We start from the raw sequence: 17,265 nt of genomic DNA, 5'->3' as shown, positions 1-17,265 counted from the left end.
CCGGCGTGGGTGTGGTCGCCACGTGTCGGTGCTCCTTCGGGGGCGGGGGCGGGGGAGCGGCTCGGAGGATCGCGCTGCCCGCTGTCGTTAATGAAAATGAATACCATTACAGTACTCTTCGAACGCGGCGATCCTGCCCGGTGCACGACCACACCCTTGCCAACATTTCGCCCTCCCAGACCGGAGAACCCATGCGCCACCCCACCCGCCTCGGTATAGCCCTGACCCTCACCCTCGCCACCGCGGGCTGTTCCGCGGCGGCCGGTGGGGGTTCCCGGACGGAGTCCGATCCCGACGGCCGGGCGGTCTCCGTCAGCAGCTGCGGACGTCAGGTGTCCTTCACCGCGCCGCCCCGGCGGACCGTCGCCCTGGACCAGACCTCCACCGAAACCCTGCTCGAACTCGGGCTCCAGGACCACATGGCCGGGACCGCCAACCTCAAGACGAAGATCCCCGCACCGTACGAGGCCGCGTACGCCGAGGTCCCGGTCATCTCCCCGAAGATCGCCACGGGCGAGCAACTCCGCTCCGCCACACCCGACTTCGTCGTCGCCGCCTCCGCCGACCTCTACACCGGGGACCGCGCCGGCACCCGCGAGGAGCTGGACGCCCTCAAGGTGCCCACCTTCGTCAGCGCCGTCGACTGCCCGAGGCGGAACCCGGCCGGCACCACCCCCTTCGAACTGCTCTTCTCCGACTACGAGAACCTGGGCAGGCTCTTCGGAGTCCGGGAACGGGCCGGAAAGCTCGCCGCCGCCCAGCGCGCGGCGGTCGCCGAGGCGGGGGCGAGCGCCTCGAAGGCCCCCCGGGGCACGGACCGGCCGACCGTCGTCTACCTCTACTCCGTCTTCAACGGCATGCCGTACGTGGCGGGCGGTTCCGGCCTGCCCAGCGAGATGAGCCGGATCGTCGGTGCGAGGAACGCCTTCGACGACGTCGACGAGGACTGGCCGGAGGTCACCTGGGAGGAAGTCGCCCGGCGCGACCCGGACTTCATCGTGATCGGCGACCTGTCCGAGCGCGGGCGGCCCGGCGACAGCGCGGCCGAGAAGCGCGCCGCGATGACCGGGCACCCGGTGATCTCGAAGCTTGCCGCGGTCCGCGACGGCAGGGTCCTGGAGGTGCCGGGCATCGAACTGGACCCCTCCGTGCGCTCCGTGCACGCCCTCGGGCTGCTGGCGAACGGGATGAAGGACCTCGGGCATGTCCGCTGAACCGGCCACCCCCAGGGGTCCCGGCGGTGCGGCCCACGCGCTCCTCCTGCTCCTCGCCGCCGGCGCGCTGGCGGGCTCGGTGGCCGCCGCCGCGCGCGTCGGCACGGCCGACGTCGGCTGGAGCGGCCTCGGTCGCGTCCTCGGCGCCCATCTCGGCCTGGGCGCGCAGCCGTTGGCCCCGCTCGTGGACTCGCTCGTCTGGGACCTGAGACTGCCGCGCGTGCTGATGGCCGCCCTCGTCGGCGCCTCGCTCGCCGTGTGCGGCACGGTGCTCCAAGCCGTCACCCGCAACGCCCTCGCCGACCCCTATCTGCTCGGCGTCTCCTCCGGCGCCTCGGCCGGAGCCGTCACCGTCGTCGTCCTCGGGATCGGTGCGGGCACGCTCGGAGTCACCGGCGGCGCGCTCGCCGGTGCACTGCTCTCCTTCGGCCTGCTCCTGCTGCTCCTGCGGCGCACCGGGCTGGATTGCGTCCGCATCGTCCTCACCGGCGTCGTGGTCGGCCAGCTCTTCACCGCCCTGACCTCGCTGGTCCTGATGGCCTCGGCGGACGCGGACACCACGCGGGCCGTCACCCACTGGCTGCTCGGTTCGATGGCCCCGGCCCGCTGGAACACCGTCGCGGTCTGCGCGATCGTCACCCCGCTCGGGCTGCTCGCGGCGTGGCTCTGCTCGAACGCCCTCGACGGACTCGCCTTCGGCACCGACACCGCGGCCTCCCTCGGGATCGGCGTACGGCGCACGCGGATGCTGCTGCTCGTGGTCACCGCCGCGCTGACCGCGGTCGCGGTGGCCACCGTCGGCGCCATCGGTTTCGTCGGACTGATCGTCCCGCACGGGGTGCGCCTCCTCGTCGGGCCGCTGCACCGCGTGCTGCTGCCGTACGCGGCGCTCGCGGGCGCGGTGTTCCTCGTGTGGACGGACGCGCTCGCGCGGATCGCCTTCGCGCCCCGGGAGGTTCCCGTCGGAGTGATCACCGCCCTGCTCGGCGTGCCGCTCTTCCTCCTGGTGCTGCGCAAGCGGGGCGAGCTGTGAGGATCACCGCCGAGAAGCTGAGCTGGTCGGTGGCGGACACGCCGGTCGTGCGGGAGGTCAGCGTGGACATCGCGCCCGGTGAGACGGTCGCGCTCCTCGGGCCCAACGGCTCGGGCAAGTCCTCGCTGCTGCGCTGCCTGGCCGGCCTGCGGGCTCCGGGCGCGGGTACGGTCCGCTACGGCGGCGAGTGCGTACGGGAGTGGAGCGCTCGGCGCATCGCCCGCCACGTCGCCTTCGTCGCCCAGGACCCGGGCGCCGACAGCGACCTGCGGGTCGCCGACGTCGTGGGCCTGGGACGGACCCCGTACCGGGACCGCTGGCGAGGACCGGACGCCACCGACAGGGAGGCGGTCGCCGACGCGCTGGAGCTGGTCGGACTCGCCGCGCACGCGGGGCGGTCCTGGAGGACGCTGTCGGGCGGCGAGCGCCAGCGCGCCCACATCGCCCGCGCCCTGGCCCAGCGCCCGCACGGGCTCCTGCTCGACGAGCCGACCAACCACCTCGACGTCAAACACCAGCTGGAGCTGATGGAACTGCTGGCCGGGAGCGGGCGGACGGTGCTGGTCGCCCTGCACGACCTGTCACTCGCCGCACGCTACTGCGACCGGCTGCTGCTCCTGCACCACGGCCGCCTGATCGCCTCCGGCGCCCCGGCCGCCGTCCTCACCGCCCAACGGCTCGCCGAGGTCTTCGAGGTCGACGCAGAACTCACCACCGACCCGCTCGGCCATCCCGCGGTCACCTACCGCGGACCGCTCGGCGCCACACCACCGGCATCCCGACCCGCCCCGTCGGAAGGAAACTTGTGAACCGCACCACGACCCCCACCCCCACCCCCACCCCCCTCGCCTCGTCCGTGGACGGACTCGTCGCGGCCGTCCTGGCCGGTGAACACGGCCCGCTCCCTTCCGGACTCGTCGCCACCAGCGTGTTCTGGATCCACCACGGCACCCGGCTGGCCGGCGGTGACACCACCTACCTCAACCAGTACGTCCTGGTCCGCCTCGGCGGCTCCTTCGGCGGCTGCGCCTTCGAACCCGGCGAGATCGACCCCGCGATCTGCCGCGACTCCTGCGGCACTCCGCTCGACGTCCTGCTGCGCGAGGCACCGCGTCCGCTGCGGATCGCCGCCCTCGACGCGTACCTCTCCGAGGCGCGCCCGCACCGCGTGGCCGCGGCCGCGGGCGAAGCCGAGCCCGTGGTCCTCCCCGCCGGTACCCCCGAGACGCGCGCCCGGGCCCGCGACGCGGCCATCGCCGGCCTGCTGGACATCGCGGGAGGAGCCCGGGTCGGTCTCATCGGCGTCGTCAACCCGCTCGTCGCGGCGATCCGCGAGCGCGGCGGCGAACCGCTGCCCTGCGACTTCAACCTCAAGGCCACCCGGTGGGGCGACCCCGTCACCGACGACATGCACGCGGTGCTGGAGCGCGCCGAGGCCGTCGTGGCCACCGGAATGACCCTGAGCAACGGCTCGTTCGACACCGTCCTGGAGCACTGCCGCTCCCGCGGGATTCCGCTCGTCGTCTACGCGCAGACGGGCGGTGCCGTCGCCCGCGCCTTCCTCGGCTCGGGTGTGACCGCCCTGTCCGCGGAGCCGTTCCCCTTCTCCCAGTTCAGCGCCGAGGAGAGCGCCCTGTACCGCTACCGGGCGGTGGGCCGCGCGTGATCCGCACCGGTACCGGACACGCCACCTGCCACCACGGCGAGATCCTCCAGGGCGTCTTCCTCGACAGTGACGGCCGCCGGTGCGCCGGCCTGGTCACGCTCCCCATGGCCGGTCCGGGCAGCCGCGCCGAGTTCGTCCGCCGGCCCGGTACGCCGCCCGGGGCGATCACCGCCGTGCCCGCAGGCCGCACAAAGGCCGTGCGGGCCGCGGCCCTCGCGGTGGCGCACTGCGCGCGGCGGTCCGCAGGACCCGCCTGTGGAGGGGAGTTGAGGCTCGCGGGCGACGTACCGGTGGGCCTGGGCATGGGCAGCTCCACCAGCGACGTGATCGCCGCCGTACGCGCGGTCGCGGACTCGTACGGACTGCGGCTCGCCCCCGAGTCGGTCGCCCGGCTGGCCGTGCGGGCCGAGCTGGCGTGCGATCCGCTGATGTGGGACGGCCGCCCGGTGCTGTTCGCGCAGCGGGAGGGCCGGGTGCTGGAGGCCCTCGGACCGGCGCTGCCGCCGCTGGTCGTGGTGGGGTGCGCCCTCGGTGGAGGGGCGCCCGTGGACACCCTGGCCCTGCCCGGACCGGAGCCGGACGAGGACGACGTACGGGCCTTCGAGCGGCTGCGCACGCTGCTGCGCCGTGCGGTGGCCACCGCAGACGCCCGGCTCCTCGGCGAGGTGGCCACCGCCAGCGCCCGGCGCGGTCAACGAAGGCTCCGACACCCGGAGTTCGAGGAGTTGATCACCCTCTCGCGGCGGGTCGGGGCGGTCGGCGTGCAGATCGCGCACAGCGGCGCGGTGGCGGGCGTGCTCTTCGACCCGGCCGCACCGGGCCTGCGGCGCCGGGTGCGCGGCTGCCTGCGCGCCCTCGACGCCCACGGCATCCCCGCCACCAGGACCTTCACGACCTTCACCACCACCACCACCAGCAAGGAGCTCCCGCATGGACCAGCACATCGCCGAGGCGATCGGCCGGCCGGACCTGATACGGCTCGACGACCGGCTCGTCTGCCTGCGCTTTGAGACGATGAAGGCGGTCTCCGCCCTCGCCGCGGTAAGGCATCTGCTGGACACGGGAGCGGTGCGCCGCGGTGACACCCTGCTGGACAGTTCCAGCGGCATCTACGCGTACGCCCTCGCCCTGGCCTGTCACCAGTACGGGATGCGCTGCCACATCGTCGGCTCGACGACGGTGGACCACACGCTGCGCACCCAGCTCGCCGTACTGGGGGCGACGCTGGAGCAGACGGAGCCGTGCAGTGACCTCAAACTGGACCAGAAGCGGAGGGTGGAGCGGATCCACGAGATCCTCGCCGAGCACCCCGAATACCACTGGATGCGGCAGTACCACGACGACGTGCACTACCTCGGCTACCGCGCGGTCGCCGACCGGATCCGGGAGGCGATGGGCGGCGCTGCCGGTGGCGCGGCCGGGCTCACCGTCGTCGGCGGCGTCGGATCCGGGGCCTCCACCGGAGCCCTCGCCCGCTACCTGCGCGGGGCGCACGCCCGGGCCGGTGCCCCGGCCGACGGCCCGGCCGACGTCGAGCTCGTCGGGGTCCAGCCGTACGGCAGCGTCACCTTCGGCGCCGAGCACGTCCCCGACCCCGAGATCATCATCGCCGGGATCGGCAGCTCCATCCCGTTCGGGAACGTCGCGCACGAGCTGTACGACACGCTGCACTGGATCTCGTTCGACGCGGCGCTGGCCGGCAGCGTCGACCTGCTGCGCCGCCACGCGGTCTTCGCGGGGCTCTCCACCGGGGCCGGCTACCTCGCGGCCCGCCACGAACGCGAGCGCGCCCCGGAGCGGACGGTCCTGTTCATCGCCGCCGACACCGGGCACCGCTACGTCGACACCGTCTACGCCCGGCACCGCGAGGCGGCGGCGCTCGCGGAGCTCGCGCCCCGGGAGATCGCCCACCAGGGGCAGCTGGCCCTCCCGTGGTCCCGGATGCGCTGGAACCGTGCCCCGGCCGTCGCCGCGGCCGGGGTCATCCCGCCGCGGTCAGTTCCCCGCTGAGCGTCTTGTGCAGGTGGGCGCTGGGGCCGTTCAGGCCCACGATCTCCACCGTCTTGCCGCGCTGGGCGTAGCGGTGCCCGATCGCGTCGAGCGCGGCCACCGACGACGCGTCCCAGACGTGCGTGGCCGACAGGTCGATGACGACCTTGTCGGGGTCCCCGGCGTAGTCGAAGCGGCCGACGAGCTCGTTGGAGGAGGCGAAGAACAGCTGGCCGCTGACCGCGTAGACGACCTGGCCGCCGTCGGGGTCGACGACCGCCGTGACATCGGCGAGCCGGGCGACGCGCTTCGCGAAGATGACCATGGCGGTGACGGACCCCGCGACGACGCCCACGGCGAGGTTGTGGGTGGCGACCACGCAGGCCACGGTGACGACCATGACGGTGATCTCGCCCGCCGGCATCCGCCGCAGGGTCCCCGGCGCGATGGAGTGCCAGTCGAAGGTGGCGAAGCAAACCATGATCATGACGGCGACGAGGGCCGCCATCGGGATGTCGGAGACGACCGGCCCGAAGACGATGCACAGCACCATCAGGAACGCGCCCGCCAGGAAGGTGGAGAGCCGGGTCCGGGCACCGGAGACCTTCACGTTGATCATGGTCTGGCCGATCATGGCGCAGCCGCCCATGCCGCCGAGGAAACCGGTGACGATGTTCGCGACGCCCTGCCCGACGGACTCCCGGGTCTTCGACGAGGGGGTGTCGGTGATCTCGTCGACCAGCTTCGCCGTCATCAGGGACTCCATCAGCCCGACGAGGGCCATGGCGAAGGCGTACGGGGCGACGGTGGCCAGCGTGTCGAGCGTGAACGGTACGTCGGGCAGTCCGGGGACCGGGAGCGAGGACGGCAGCGCGCCCTTGTCGCCGACGGTCGGCACGGCGATGCCGGCGGCGACGGTGATCACGGTCAGGATCACGATCGACACCAGCGGGGCCGGGACCGCCGCGGTGATCTTCGGGAACAGCACCATGAGCGCCAGGCCGGCCGCGAGCAGCGGATAGACGGCCCACGGCACGTCGCTCACCTCCCGCACCTGGGCCATGAAGACGAGGATGGCGAGGGAATTGACGAAGCCGACCATCACCGAGCGCGGGATGAAGCGCAGCAGCTTGGCCACGCCCAGCGCGCCGAGCACGATCTGGAACACACCGGCCAGGATGACGGCGGCGACCAGGTACCCGAACCCGTGCTCGCGGTTCAGCGGGGCGATGACCAGGGCCACGGCCCCGGTGGCCGCCGAGATCATCGCGGGCCGCCCGCCGACGAGGGCGATGGTGACGGCCATGGTGAAGGAGGCGAACAGCCCGATCGCCGGATCCACCCCGGCGATGATCGAGAACGAGATCGCCTCCGGGATCAGCGCCAGCGCGACCACGAGCCCCGCCAGCACCTCCGTACGGAGGACCTTCGGCGAGAGCCAGGACGGCCGGAAGCCGCGCAGGCGCGCGGGCAGGGACACGGCGGAGAGGGACAAGGGGGACCAGACCTGTCGGGCGGGCACACCGCCAACCGGCAGGCGAGCATACGAAGCGAAGAACCAACCCCCAAAGGTACCCCGCGCCCCCGCGGCCCCCGCGCGCTCGGCCCCGCCCCCGGCCGCCCGCCGACGACCGGCCCGCGGATGAGGGCCGTTCTGCCCGGGGGGCAGCCCACGGCACCGCCGACGTGCCATCCTCGAAGGGTGAAGACGGATCCGATGGCCGGGGCGGACGACGCCTCGCCCGAGGTACTCGCCCTGGCCAAGGTCGTGGCCAGGCTCCGGGCCGAAGTGGCGGAGCTGGAAGGCCTCGCCGCGACCACGGCCGTGCTGGAGCGCGCCAAGGGCGTGCTGATGGCCCGGGACGGCCTGACGGCGGAAGCGGCGTACGAGACGCTGACCGCGGCGGCCGCCCTGCGGGGCAGGACCCTGATGGAGGAGTGCTGGATCACCCTGGGCGGGATCCGGTCCCGGTCCCGCGCGGCGAAGGCGGCGCCCGCCGCGCCCGTACCCCCCGCACCCCCGGCGGTGAGTGCCGATCCGCCGCCGGAGGGCGACCGGTCGGTCTTCGGCTCCGGCCGCCACGTCGCCGACGGCCGCGTCGACGGCTCCTTCCACGGGGTCCTGGCCGGCCTGGCCGCCTCCCTGGCGGGCGCCCGGAGCCCGCAGGACACCGCAGGGATCCTGCACGCGGCGCTCCGCGACCCGCTCGGGGTGGACGGGGTGATGATCTACAGGCTGGACGAGGCGGGGCGGCTGGGGCTCCTCGGGCACGCCGGGATCGACGCGGTGCTGGCCGCACAGTGGCAGGACATCCCCCCGGTGACCGGCGTCGTCGCCGTGGAAGTGATCACCTCGGGCCGGCCGCGCTGGCTTGAGGACCCGGAGCGGGACGCCGAGGACTACCGGCTCATCGGCCCGCCCCGGCGCTGGCCCACCCGCGCGTGGCTCCCCGTACCCGGCGAGGAGCGCGTCAGCGGGGCCATCGGATTCTTCCGGTCCGTCCCCGGCCCCTTCGACGCGGCCCACCGGGAGCTGCTGCTGCGGGCCGTGCAGCTGTGCGGCGGGTCCCTGCGCGTCCTGGAGCACCGCGAGGGCGCTCCGGCGGACGAGGAGGTGGCCGCGGTCCAGAAGATCCTCGACGTGCTGTCCGGCGCGGCGATCCTCCTCTCGCCCCTGCGCTCGCCGACGGGCGAGGTGGAGGACTACCGGATCGAGGCCGCGGCCCCGGAGTCGGTGGACGTGGCGGGCCGTCGCGGGAAGGAACTCGTGGGCCGGCGGGTCCTGGAGACCTATCCCACCGTCGCCGGAACCCCCCTGTGGCACGGCTACCTCGACGCGCTGGAGACCGGGAGCGCGTACGAGGGCGAGCCGTTCTCGTACCGCGAAGTGGTGGCAGGCGTTCCCGAGACGTCCGTCTACTCCGTACGGGCGACACGGCTGGCCGGCCGGCTGGTCGTCTCCTGGGTCCGCCACGACGCCGGTGCGCGCGAGGCGAGCCGCCTCGCCGCCGTGCAGCGCCTGGGCAACCTCGGCTGGGCGGACTGGAACCTGACCACGGACACGATCAACTGGTCCGAGCAGGTGTACGCGATCTTCGACCGACCGCCCGAGCAGGGCCCCATGACGCTGGAGGAACTCCCGCGCCATCTCGTACCGGACGACCTGCCGGCACTCGCCGAGGCCGTGCGGCGGCTGCTGGGCGAAGGGGCTCCGATCGACCAGCCCTTCCGGATCACCACCGACGGCGGTGTCCGTCACCTGCGCATCGTCGCCGAAGCCGAGACGGACGCCTTCGGCGCCCCCGTGGAGGTGCACGGCTTCTTCCAGGACCTCTCGCCCCAGCGGGACGCGGAGCTCGCCCTGGGGGAGAGCGAGCGGGCCATCCTCGTCCAGCGAGGCGTGCTCAAGGCCGAACGGGCCATCGCCGCCCGGCTCCAGCACGCACTGCTGCCGGTCCCGGAGCAGTCGATCGAGCTGGTGGGGCTGCGCGTCGACATCGCGTACATGCCCTCCGACAGCGGGGTGAACGTCGGAGGCGACTGGTACAGCGCCATCGAACTCCCCGACGGAAGCGCCCTGTTCGTCGTCGGGGACGTCGCGGGCCACGGACTGGACGCCGTCGGGACCATGGCCCAGCTGCGGTTCACCGCCAAGGGCATGATCATCACCGGCTCGGCGCTGCCGGATGCCATGGCCCGGCTCAACACGCTGCTCCTGCACACCGCCGCCGGTGTGTCCTCCGCCGCCACGGCCACCATGATCATGGCCCGCTACTGGCCCGCGGAGCGGCGCCTGGCCTGGGTGCGGGCGGGGCATCCGCCGCCCCTGCTGGTCCGCGGCGGTGAGGCGCGCTTCCTCCCGCCGCCGGAAGGGATCCTCCTCGGCGCGTGCGCCGACTCCGTGTACGGGCAGGAGACGCTGGAGCTGGAGCCCGGCGATCACCTGCTCCTGTACACCGACGGGTTGATCGAGGTGCCCGGGGAGAACATGGACCGCGGTCTCGGCCGGCTCGCCGAAGCCGCTGCCGAGGCCATGGGCGGGGCGTGCCGGGAGCCGCTGGCGCGGCTGCTGGCGGAGCTGCGGCCCGCCGGGCGGGACGACGTGTGCGTCCTGGACATCCGGGTGCCGCCGTGCTGAGGGCCCGCCCCCGGCCGACCGGGGGCGGGGGCGGGCCCGGGCTCAGCGGAGGTCGAACCGGTCGAGGTTCATCACCTTGTCCCAGGCGGACACGAAGTCGCGCACGAACTTCCCCTGCGCGTTCTCGCTCGCGTAGACCTCCGAGAGGGCGCGCAGCTGGGAGTGCGAGCCGAAGACGAGGTCGACGGCGGTGGCCGTCCACTTGACCTCACCCGAGGCGTGATCGCGGCCTTCGAAGACGTTCTCGTCCGAGACCGACGCCTTCCACTGCGTGCCCATGTCGAGCAGGTTGACGAAGAAGTCGTTGGTCAACGTCTCGGGCCGATCGGTGAACACGCCGTGCCGGGACCGCCCGAAGCCGGTGTCCAGGGCGCGCATGCCGCCGATCAGGACCGTCATCTCGGGGGCGGTGAGCTCCAACAGGTTGGCGCGGTCCAGCATGAGGGTCTCCGGGGCGAGCTTCTCGCCCGCCCGGAGGTAGTTGCGGAACGCGTCGGCCCGCGGTTCGAGCACGGCGAACGACTCCGCGTCGGTCTGCTCCTGCGAGGCGTCCGTACGCCCCGGTGAGAACGGGACCGTGATGTCGTGTCCCGCGTTCTTCGCGGCCCGTTCCACGGCGGCGCACCCGCCCAGGACGATCAGGTCGGCGAGCGAGACCTTCGTGCCACCGGTCGCCGAGTCGTTGAACTCCTGCCGGATCCGTTCGAGGGCCTCCACCGTCCCGGTGACCTCGGGCAGCGCGTTGCTCTCCCAGTCCCGCTGCGGCGCGAGCCGGATCCGCGCCCCGTTGGCCCCGCCGCGCTTGTCGGTGCCGCGGAAGCTGGCGGCCGAGGCCCAGGCGGTGGTGACCAGTTGGGGGACGGACAGTCCGGAGGCCAGGATCCGCTCCTTGAGGGCGGCGACGTCCGCGTCCGAGACGAGGGCGTGATCGACCGCCGGAACCGGGTCCTGCCACAGCTGCGGTTCGGCGACCCACGGGCCCAGGTAGCGCGGCAAGGGCCCCATGTCGCGGTGCAGCAGCTTGTACCAGGCCTTCGCGAACGCCGTCGCGAGCTTGTCCGGGTTCTCGTGGAAGCTCTTCGCGATCGGCGCGTAGACCGGGTCCATCCTCAGCGCGAGGTCCGTCGTCAGCATCATGGGTGCGTGCCGCTTCGACGGGTCGTGGGCGTCGGGCACCGTGTCCCGGGCCGCCGGGTCCGTGGGGGTCCACTGCCTGGCTCCGGCGGGGCTCGTCGTCAGCTCCCACTCGTATCCGAACAGGTTGTCCAGGTACCCGTTGTCCCACGTCGTCGGCTTGGTGGTCCACGCGCCTTCGAGCCCGCTCGTCAGCGCGTCGACGCCCGATCCGCTGCCGTGCGCGTTCTTCCAGCCGAGCCCCTGCTGCTCGATGGGGCCCGCCTCGGGTTCCGGGCCGATGTAGGACGGATCGACGGCGCCGTGGCATTTGCCGAACGTGTGGCCGCCGATGATGAGGGCGAGCGTCTCCTCGTCGTTCATCGCCATGCGCGCGAACGTCTCACGAATGTCCCGGCCCGCCGCCACCGGATCCGGATTTCCGTTGGGGCCCTCCGGATTGACGTAGATCAGACCCATCTGCACGGCGCCCAGCGGGTTGGAGAGGTCCCTCTCACCGCTGTAGCGCTCGTCTCCCAGCCAAGTGTCCTCGGGTCCCCAGAAAATCTCCTCGGGCTCCCAGATGTCCTGGCGGCCGAAACCGAATCCGAACGTTTTGAGTCCCATGGATTCGATGGCGCAGTTGCCTGCGAAAACCAGCAGATCGGCCCAGGAGATCTTCGCCCCGTACTTCTGCTTGACCGGCCAGAGCAGACGGCGGGCCTTGTCCAGACTCGCGTTGTCCGGCCAGCTGTTGAGCGGGGCGAAGCGCTGGGCACCGGCGCCGCCACCGCCCCGGCCGTCCGCGATGCGGTACGTGCCCGCCGCATGCCAGCTCATCCGGATGAAGAGCGGCCCGTAGTGGCCGTAGTCGGCGGGCCACCACTCCTGGGACGTCGTCATCAGCTCGAAGACGTCCCGCTTCAGCGCGTCCACGTCGAGGGTCGCGAATTCCTTCGCGTAGTCGAAGTCCTCGCCCATCGGATCGGACAGGGGCGAGTGCTGGTGGAGAACCTGGAGATCCAGCTGATTCGGCCACCAGTCCCGGTTCGTCCGGGGGCGGGTCGGCGCGGGGGTCGGGGAGGGGATTGCTGGGTTCTCGCTTTCGCTTCCGGACACGTGCGCCCTTCTTCCTGTCTCGTGATTTTCCGCGGCTGACTGCGGGGCGTCCGTATGGTCGCGCACCGCGGAGCGCGCTGCCACGAGAACACGCAGAACTCTCCCGGCCTCCGCGGAATTCGGGAAAAAGGGTTTTCGGATCAACGCGATCGGCCCGGACGGGTGATGCTCCGGGCATTGCGGCGGGTCGCGGCGCGGCGGTGGTCCGGACCGCCAGGATGGCCCCCTCCCGACCCTGAGAAGGAGCTGTTGTCCGTGCTTGAAAGACAGCGTCGAAAGAACGCCACCGAGGTCACCTTCGTCCTGCCCGACGGGGACCCGCCCGGACCGGTCAGCGTCGTGGGGACGTTCAACGGCTGGCAGCCCGGCTCCCACGTACTCGAACCCCGTCCCGACGGCACGCGGGCGGTGACCGTCGCCCTCCCCGCCAAGGTCACCCACTCCTTCCGCTATCTCGCGGCGGGCGACTACTGGTTCGACGACGAGGCAGCAGACGGCCACGACGGCTCCAACTGCCGCCTGCAGACCTGACCCCGCCCCCGCCTGCCCCGCCCTGAGTCCGCCGCCTCAGGATGCGGGGCCTCAGGTGACGGGTTCGGGGGCCGGGACGGGGCCGGGCAGGGGACCGGGTTCGGGATGCGGCTCGGGCCGCGGGCCGGGAGCCGGCTGGGGATCGGGCCCGGGCCGCGGCGGCGCCGGCGGCACCGGATCGGGTCCGGGAGCGGGAACGGGGCCCGGGAGGGGACCCGGCGCAGGACCCGGACCGGGGCCGGGGGACGGCGTCGGGCTGGGGGGTACGGGATCGTTCGGCGGGGTGGCGGCGGTGATCGCCGTCCCGGCTCGCAGATCAACGCTCTCGGCCCGCATCGCTGCCTCCTCCAGTGCCCTGCGTGTGGATGCCTTGCCCCCGGCGGCTACCCGGCTCCGTACGGATGATGCCCCTGCGATGCCCCTGCGCCGGCGCGATGTCCGTCGCCGCCGGCTTGCCGTTCAGGTGCCCGTGGCGCCCTGGCCCCGGGCACTCGCGCGGCGCGCCGCCGCGGCGTCCGTGACGTCGAGGAACACCTGGTCCAGTTCGGGCCAGCGCGTCTTCAGCTCCTTCTTGATGCGGACCATGGCGTCCTCGACGGTCTCGCTGTCGTACCCGGGCGTCAGGTCGATGCTCGCGGCCAGCAGCGCCGAATCCGGGCTCAGGCGCATCGACAGCAGCGAGGTGACCGAGTCGATCTCCGGCTGCTGCCGCAGCAGCTCGCGCACCGCGCGCTGCACCCCGGGATCGGCCGCCTCGCCGATCAACTGGGTGCGGGCGCCCTTGCCGAGCGTGTACGCCACGTACACGAGCAGGACGCCGATCAGGATGGAGGCGGACGCCTCGTACGCCACCTGCCCGGTCGCCAGGTGCAGGCCCATCCCCGCCATGGCCAGCAACACGCCCGCGCAGGCCGTGCTGTCCTCCGCGAGGACCGTCCGCAGGGCAGGGTCCCGGCCGGTCCGGATCTCCTCGCCCATGCCGTGGCCGGCGGCCGCGGCCGCCCCGCGGACCTGGCGGACGGCACGGGCCAGCGAGGCCCCCTCGGCGAGCAGCGCCACGAACAGCACGACGAAGCCGATCAGATACCCCTCATGGGACTCGGAAGAGCCCGAACGGAGCGCCTCGATGCCCTGGAACACCGAGAAGCAGCCTCCGGTGACGAAGATGCCGACGGCGGCGAGCAGGGACCAGAAGAAGCGCTCCTTGCCGTACCCGAAGGGGTGGCGCCGGTCGGCCGGCCGGCGGCTGCGCTTGACCGAGGCCAGCAGGAACACCTCGTTCAGGCTGTCGGCGACCGAGTGGGCCGCCTCGGACAGCAGCGCGGGAGACGCGGCGACGATGCCGCCGAAGGCCTTGGCGACGCAGATGACGAGATTGGCCGCGAGGGCCACCCACACCGTGAAGCGGGTCTCGCTGTCCTGTGTGCGTGCCGACTGTGCACGGGAGTCGCCCATACCCACCGCTTGCCCACGGCCCGGCCGCGTAAGCGAGCGGCGGCGGTCCTGTCGCAGGACCGCCGCCGCGCACCACGTCCGCGAACCCTTGCCGGAGTCAGGTGTTCAGCAGACGGTTGAAGAACGAGCGGTAACGCTGCAGCGCCAGGCGCAGGTCCTCCGTGGCCACCTCCTCGCCGCGGCCCCACTGATCGACCAGTGTCTGCTTGTGGTCGGCGAACGAACGGGCGAGCGTCTGCATCACCTCCGCGACCAGGGTGTCCGCGGAACGGACCGCCTCCTGCGGGTCGTCCACGAAGCGGCCCTGGATCTCGCGCCACGTCGTGCGGTACTCCTCCGCCTCCTTGCCGTCGAGCAGGGGCTGGTCCACGCCTTCGCCGGGAGCGCCCCGCTCCCCGGCGGGGGTGCCCCCGTCGCCCCGGGCGGCGCGGTCCCCGTCCCCCTCCGCCGCCATGTCGGCGGTGGCCTCGCCGGGGTAGACCGCCGTGTCCCGCCCCCGGCCGGGGTCCGCCAGGTCCTGCGTGCTCAGTGCGCTGCCGCCCGGACCCTCCCCGCCCTCGGCGCGGTCATCGAATCCGCCGTTGTCGCGCGTGGCGTCGTCGCTCATGTCATCGACCTCCTCGGTCGCTCAGCAGCTCGTCGAACAGGGCGCGGTAGTGCACCATCGCCCCCCGGAGCTCCTCCGTCGTGGCTTGTCCGTCGGCGCTGCGCACCTTCACCGAGTGCGCCGCGCGGTAGTGCTGGAGGGTGCCCGCGTGACTCACCGAGAGTTCGCGGACGTTCTCGTCGTACTCCGCGGTGGGGTAGCCCCGCTCCTTCATCAGCCGCGACACCAGTTCGTCGGCCTGTGTCACCGACCCTTCGGGCCGGTCCACGAAGTGCTCCTGCACGTCGCTCCAGTCCTGTGCGTACGCGCGGCGGCGATCCTCCGGGAGCTCTTTGATGTCGAGCTCGGCGTGCCGCTCCTCGCGGGCGCGCAGCTCCCGGTCGGCGGCCAGCCGGCCGCCCTCCTGCTCGACGGTGCGCTCGTACTCCGGTCCGAAACGGTCCTGCAAGCGGCGCCGTCGCGACAGCATCGCCAGTCCGACAGCGATGGCGATCAGTACGACCGCCACGGGCACGATGATGGCGATCAGTGTCCCTGTTGACATGGTGGGCCTCCTGCCCGGGGGCTCGTCGAGGTGGGGTTGCGCGCATGCCCGCTCGCGCGCGTCAGGTGCGACCGGAGCCGGCCCGGGCGCCGGACGCGGCGAACTCCCGGACGAGCGCGGCGCAGAAGGCGTCGAGGTCGTCCGGCTTGCGGCTCGTGATCAGCGTGGCGGCCTCCGCGTGGCAGACGTGCGCCTTCTCGTCCACCCAAATGCCGCCCGCATTGCGGATGTCGGTCTTGAGGCTGGGCCAGGACGTGAGGCTCCGGCCGCGTACGACGTCCGCCTCGACCAGGGTCCAGGGGGCGTGGCAGATCGCGGCGACGGGTTTGCCCGCCGCGAAGAAGTCGCGGGTGAAGCCGACGGCCCGCTCGTTCATGCGCAGGGCGTCGGGGTTGGCGACGCCGCCGGGCAGTACGAGCGCGTCGAAGGCCTCCGAAGTGTCGCCGGCCAGGACGTGGTCGACGCCGAAGGTGTCACCCTCGTCGAAGTGCCGGAACGCGCGGACGCGGCCGGCCTCGGGGCATACGAGCCGCGGATTCCATCCGGCGTCGAGCACGGCCTGCCAGGGCCGGGTCAGTTCGATCTCCTCGACGCCCTCGGGCGCCGTGAGGAAGGCGATGCGCATCGGGTGTCCCCTCCTTCGGTTTCTCGTGCCCGTCTCGTTCGGTGAGCGCCTGCCCGGCCGGGAGCGTCTCAATCAGGGCCCGCGTTCCCCGCCGGGCGGCCGGGGACGGGGCCGAATGGCCCCGCCACCGCCGCGCGGCCGCCCCGGCGTCGCACTAGGGTCGGGGAACGGGCGCCGTGCGGCAGGCGGAATGCGAACCGGACATGATCCACCCGGTCGCGGGTACCCGCACCTGGCCGTGTCCCCGTGCGGAGGAGGTCCGCGCCCATGACGAACGATCGGGACGAGACCCCGGACGAGCGGGCCGACCGCCGCTGGAACGAGACGCTCCAAGAGGTCCGCGTCGCCCAGACGGGCGCCCAGATCCTCTTCGGGTTCCTGCTCAGCGTCGCCTTCACGCCCCGGTTCGCCCAGCTGGGCCCCTTCGACCGGGGCCTGTACGTCGTGACGGTGGCGCTGGGCGCCCTGGCGACCGGGACCATGATCGCCCCGGTCGCCTACCACCAGCTGCTGGCCGGGCACCACCTCAAACCGCAACTCGTCAGGGCGGCGGGCCGTCTGGTCTCCATCGGCATCGTGCTGCTCGCGCTGACCGTGACCTTCTCGGTGCTGCTCCTGCTGAGGGTCGCCACCTCGCACTGGATCGCCTGGCCGGTGACGGCCTGCGTCACGGCCTGGTTCGTGATCTGCTGGCTGGTCATGCCGACCATGCTCCTGCGGGGCAGGTCCAGGAACGGATGAGCTCCGGGGCGGGCAGGTTTTTCCCGTCCGCGGCCGGGCAGGCGCGCGGCGGGGGCCCGGGGGACCGATCAGGCTTTTCCACCACGTCCTCCAAGGAGGGACACGCCATGGAAGACCAAGGCGGCGCAGGAGGCGTCCCCCTGCACGGTCACGACGACAAACTGCACGGTCACGACGGAAAGGCACGGCGTCGCGCCCCGCACGCCGAGCGGTCCGGGGCCGACGAGGAAGGGCACGCCGTCCGGGCGGCCGACACCGATGAGGCGAGCCGCCTCGACCGGGTGGGAGGGGCGCCGAAGAAGGGCCCCGGCCCGGTCCGCGAGATCCCCCACGAGGAGTCCGGAGGCTCCGCCGGAGGCCGCGGGCGCGCCTCGTAGGTCATGCCGCGGCTCCGCCCCCCGTCAGACGCCCCGCGCCTGCGCGCGGGGGGCGGGGGGCGGCGCCCCGGCCCCGCGCGGGGTCGGAGCCGGGGGCGACACCCCACCCAGCG

The 17,265-nt window shown here is 73.0% G+C and carries 16 protein-coding genes; 10 read left to right on the top strand and 6 right to left on the bottom strand.

Going from position 1 to position 17,265, the window contains the following annotated elements; all coding sequences use genetic code 11:
* The first annotated feature begins 191 nt into the window (after window positions 1-191).
* From AB0M92_RS19605 to AB0M92_RS19580, 6 genes are read left to right on the top strand one after another with little or no spacing between them, the layout of a single operon-like run.
* Window positions 192-1,214 (top strand): ABC transporter substrate-binding protein, encoded by a 1,023-nt coding sequence (locus tag AB0M92_RS19605; RefSeq protein WP_366103483.1) that lies wholly within the window; start codon window positions 192-194, stop codon window positions 1,212-1,214.
* On the top strand, window positions 1,204-2,247 hold the full coding sequence (locus AB0M92_RS19600; RefSeq protein WP_366103482.1) for an iron ABC transporter permease: 1,044 nt from the start codon (window positions 1,204-1,206) through the stop codon (window positions 2,245-2,247). The genes AB0M92_RS19605 and AB0M92_RS19600 overlap by 11 nt, the downstream gene beginning before the upstream one ends.
* Complete coding sequence (locus AB0M92_RS19595; RefSeq protein WP_366103481.1) at window positions 2,244-3,056, top strand: ABC transporter ATP-binding protein; 813 nt, start codon at window positions 2,244-2,246, stop codon at window positions 3,054-3,056. Before AB0M92_RS19600 ends, AB0M92_RS19595 begins: the two co-directional genes overlap by 4 nt.
* A 47-nt stretch (window positions 3,057-3,103) precedes the next feature.
* Window positions 3,104-3,913, top strand: a complete 810-nt coding sequence (locus AB0M92_RS19590; RefSeq protein ID WP_366103629.1) for a DUF364 domain-containing protein — start codon at window positions 3,104-3,106, stop codon at window positions 3,911-3,913.
* Window positions 3,910-4,923, top strand: coding sequence for a GHMP kinase (locus AB0M92_RS19585; protein WP_366103480.1), 1,014 nt, complete (start codon window positions 3,910-3,912; stop codon window positions 4,921-4,923). The genes AB0M92_RS19590 and AB0M92_RS19585 overlap by 4 nt, the downstream gene beginning before the upstream one ends.
* A complete protein-coding gene (locus AB0M92_RS19580; protein ID WP_366103479.1) occupies window positions 4,844-5,923 on the top strand; it encodes a pyridoxal-phosphate dependent enzyme in 1,080 nt (359 codons plus the stop codon). Before AB0M92_RS19585 ends, AB0M92_RS19580 begins: the two co-directional genes overlap by 80 nt.
* Here the strand turns inward: AB0M92_RS19580 and AB0M92_RS19575 are convergent.
* Window positions 5,895-7,382, bottom strand: a complete 1,488-nt coding sequence (locus tag AB0M92_RS19575) for a SulP family inorganic anion transporter (protein ID WP_366103478.1) — start codon at window positions 7,380-7,382, stop codon at window positions 5,895-5,897. The two genes, AB0M92_RS19580 and AB0M92_RS19575, sit on opposite strands and share 29 nt — an antisense overlap.
* A 222-nt stretch (window positions 7,383-7,604) precedes the next feature.
* Between AB0M92_RS19575 and AB0M92_RS19570 the strand changes: the two genes are divergently transcribed.
* The gene (locus tag AB0M92_RS19570) at window positions 7,605-10,040 is read left to right on the top strand and encodes a SpoIIE family protein phosphatase (RefSeq protein WP_366103477.1); all 2,436 of its coding nucleotides are present in this window, start codon (window positions 7,605-7,607) and stop codon (window positions 10,038-10,040) included.
* A gap of 42 nt (window positions 10,041-10,082) precedes the next feature.
* Here AB0M92_RS19570 and katG read toward each other — a convergent pair whose 3' ends face one another.
* Window positions 10,083-12,272 carry a catalase/peroxidase HPI gene (gene katG, locus AB0M92_RS19565; protein ID WP_366103476.1) on the bottom strand — a complete coding sequence of 730 codons (2,190 nt, stop codon included), beginning with the start codon at window positions 12,270-12,272 and terminating at the stop codon, window positions 10,083-10,085.
* A gap of 255 nt (window positions 12,273-12,527) precedes the next feature.
* Here katG and AB0M92_RS19560 point away from each other — a divergent pair, with 255 nt between their 5' ends.
* Entirely contained in the window at window positions 12,528-12,803 is a 276-nt protein-coding gene (locus AB0M92_RS19560) for an isoamylase early set domain-containing protein (RefSeq protein ID WP_366103475.1), read from the top strand.
* Window positions 12,804-13,262: 459 nt separating this feature from the next.
* Here the strand turns inward: AB0M92_RS19560 and AB0M92_RS19555 are convergent, their stop codons facing one another.
* From AB0M92_RS19555 to AB0M92_RS19540, 4 genes are all read right to left on the bottom strand, one after another.
* A complete protein-coding gene (locus tag AB0M92_RS19555; protein WP_366103474.1) occupies window positions 13,263-14,258 on the bottom strand; it encodes a cation diffusion facilitator family transporter in 996 nt (331 codons plus the stop codon).
* Between the two features lie 97 nt (window positions 14,259-14,355).
* Entirely contained in the window at window positions 14,356-14,865 is a 510-nt protein-coding gene (locus AB0M92_RS19550; RefSeq protein WP_366103473.1) for a hypothetical protein, read from the bottom strand.
* A 1-nt stretch (window position 14,866) separates the two neighbouring features.
* Window positions 14,867-15,409, bottom strand: a complete 543-nt coding sequence (locus AB0M92_RS19545) for a hypothetical protein (protein WP_366103472.1) — start codon at window positions 15,407-15,409, stop codon at window positions 14,867-14,869.
* Window positions 15,410-15,470: 61 nt separating this feature from the next.
* The gene (locus AB0M92_RS19540) at window positions 15,471-16,034 is read right to left on the bottom strand and encodes a type 1 glutamine amidotransferase domain-containing protein (protein WP_366103471.1); all 564 of its coding nucleotides are present in this window, start codon (window positions 16,032-16,034) and stop codon (window positions 15,471-15,473) included.
* A gap of 267 nt (window positions 16,035-16,301) precedes the next feature.
* Here AB0M92_RS19540 and AB0M92_RS19535 point away from each other — a divergent pair, with 267 nt between their 5' ends.
* Entirely contained in the window at window positions 16,302-16,775 is a 474-nt protein-coding gene (locus AB0M92_RS19535) for a DUF6328 family protein (RefSeq protein WP_366103470.1), read from the top strand.
* A gap of 107 nt (window positions 16,776-16,882) precedes the next feature.
* Window positions 16,883-17,152: a hypothetical protein gene (locus tag AB0M92_RS19530; RefSeq protein ID WP_366103469.1), complete on the top strand. Its 270-nt coding sequence runs from the start codon at window positions 16,883-16,885 to the stop codon at window positions 17,150-17,152.
* Window positions 17,153-17,265: the final 113 nt, after the last annotated feature.

Source organism: Streptomyces sp. NPDC051582, from assembly GCF_040681715.1.
Classification (GTDB): domain Bacteria; phylum Actinomycetota; class Actinomycetes; order Streptomycetales; family Streptomycetaceae; genus Streptomyces.
Note: the sequence above shows the minus strand (reverse complement) of the source record. Positions and strands in the feature narration are given on the sequence as shown.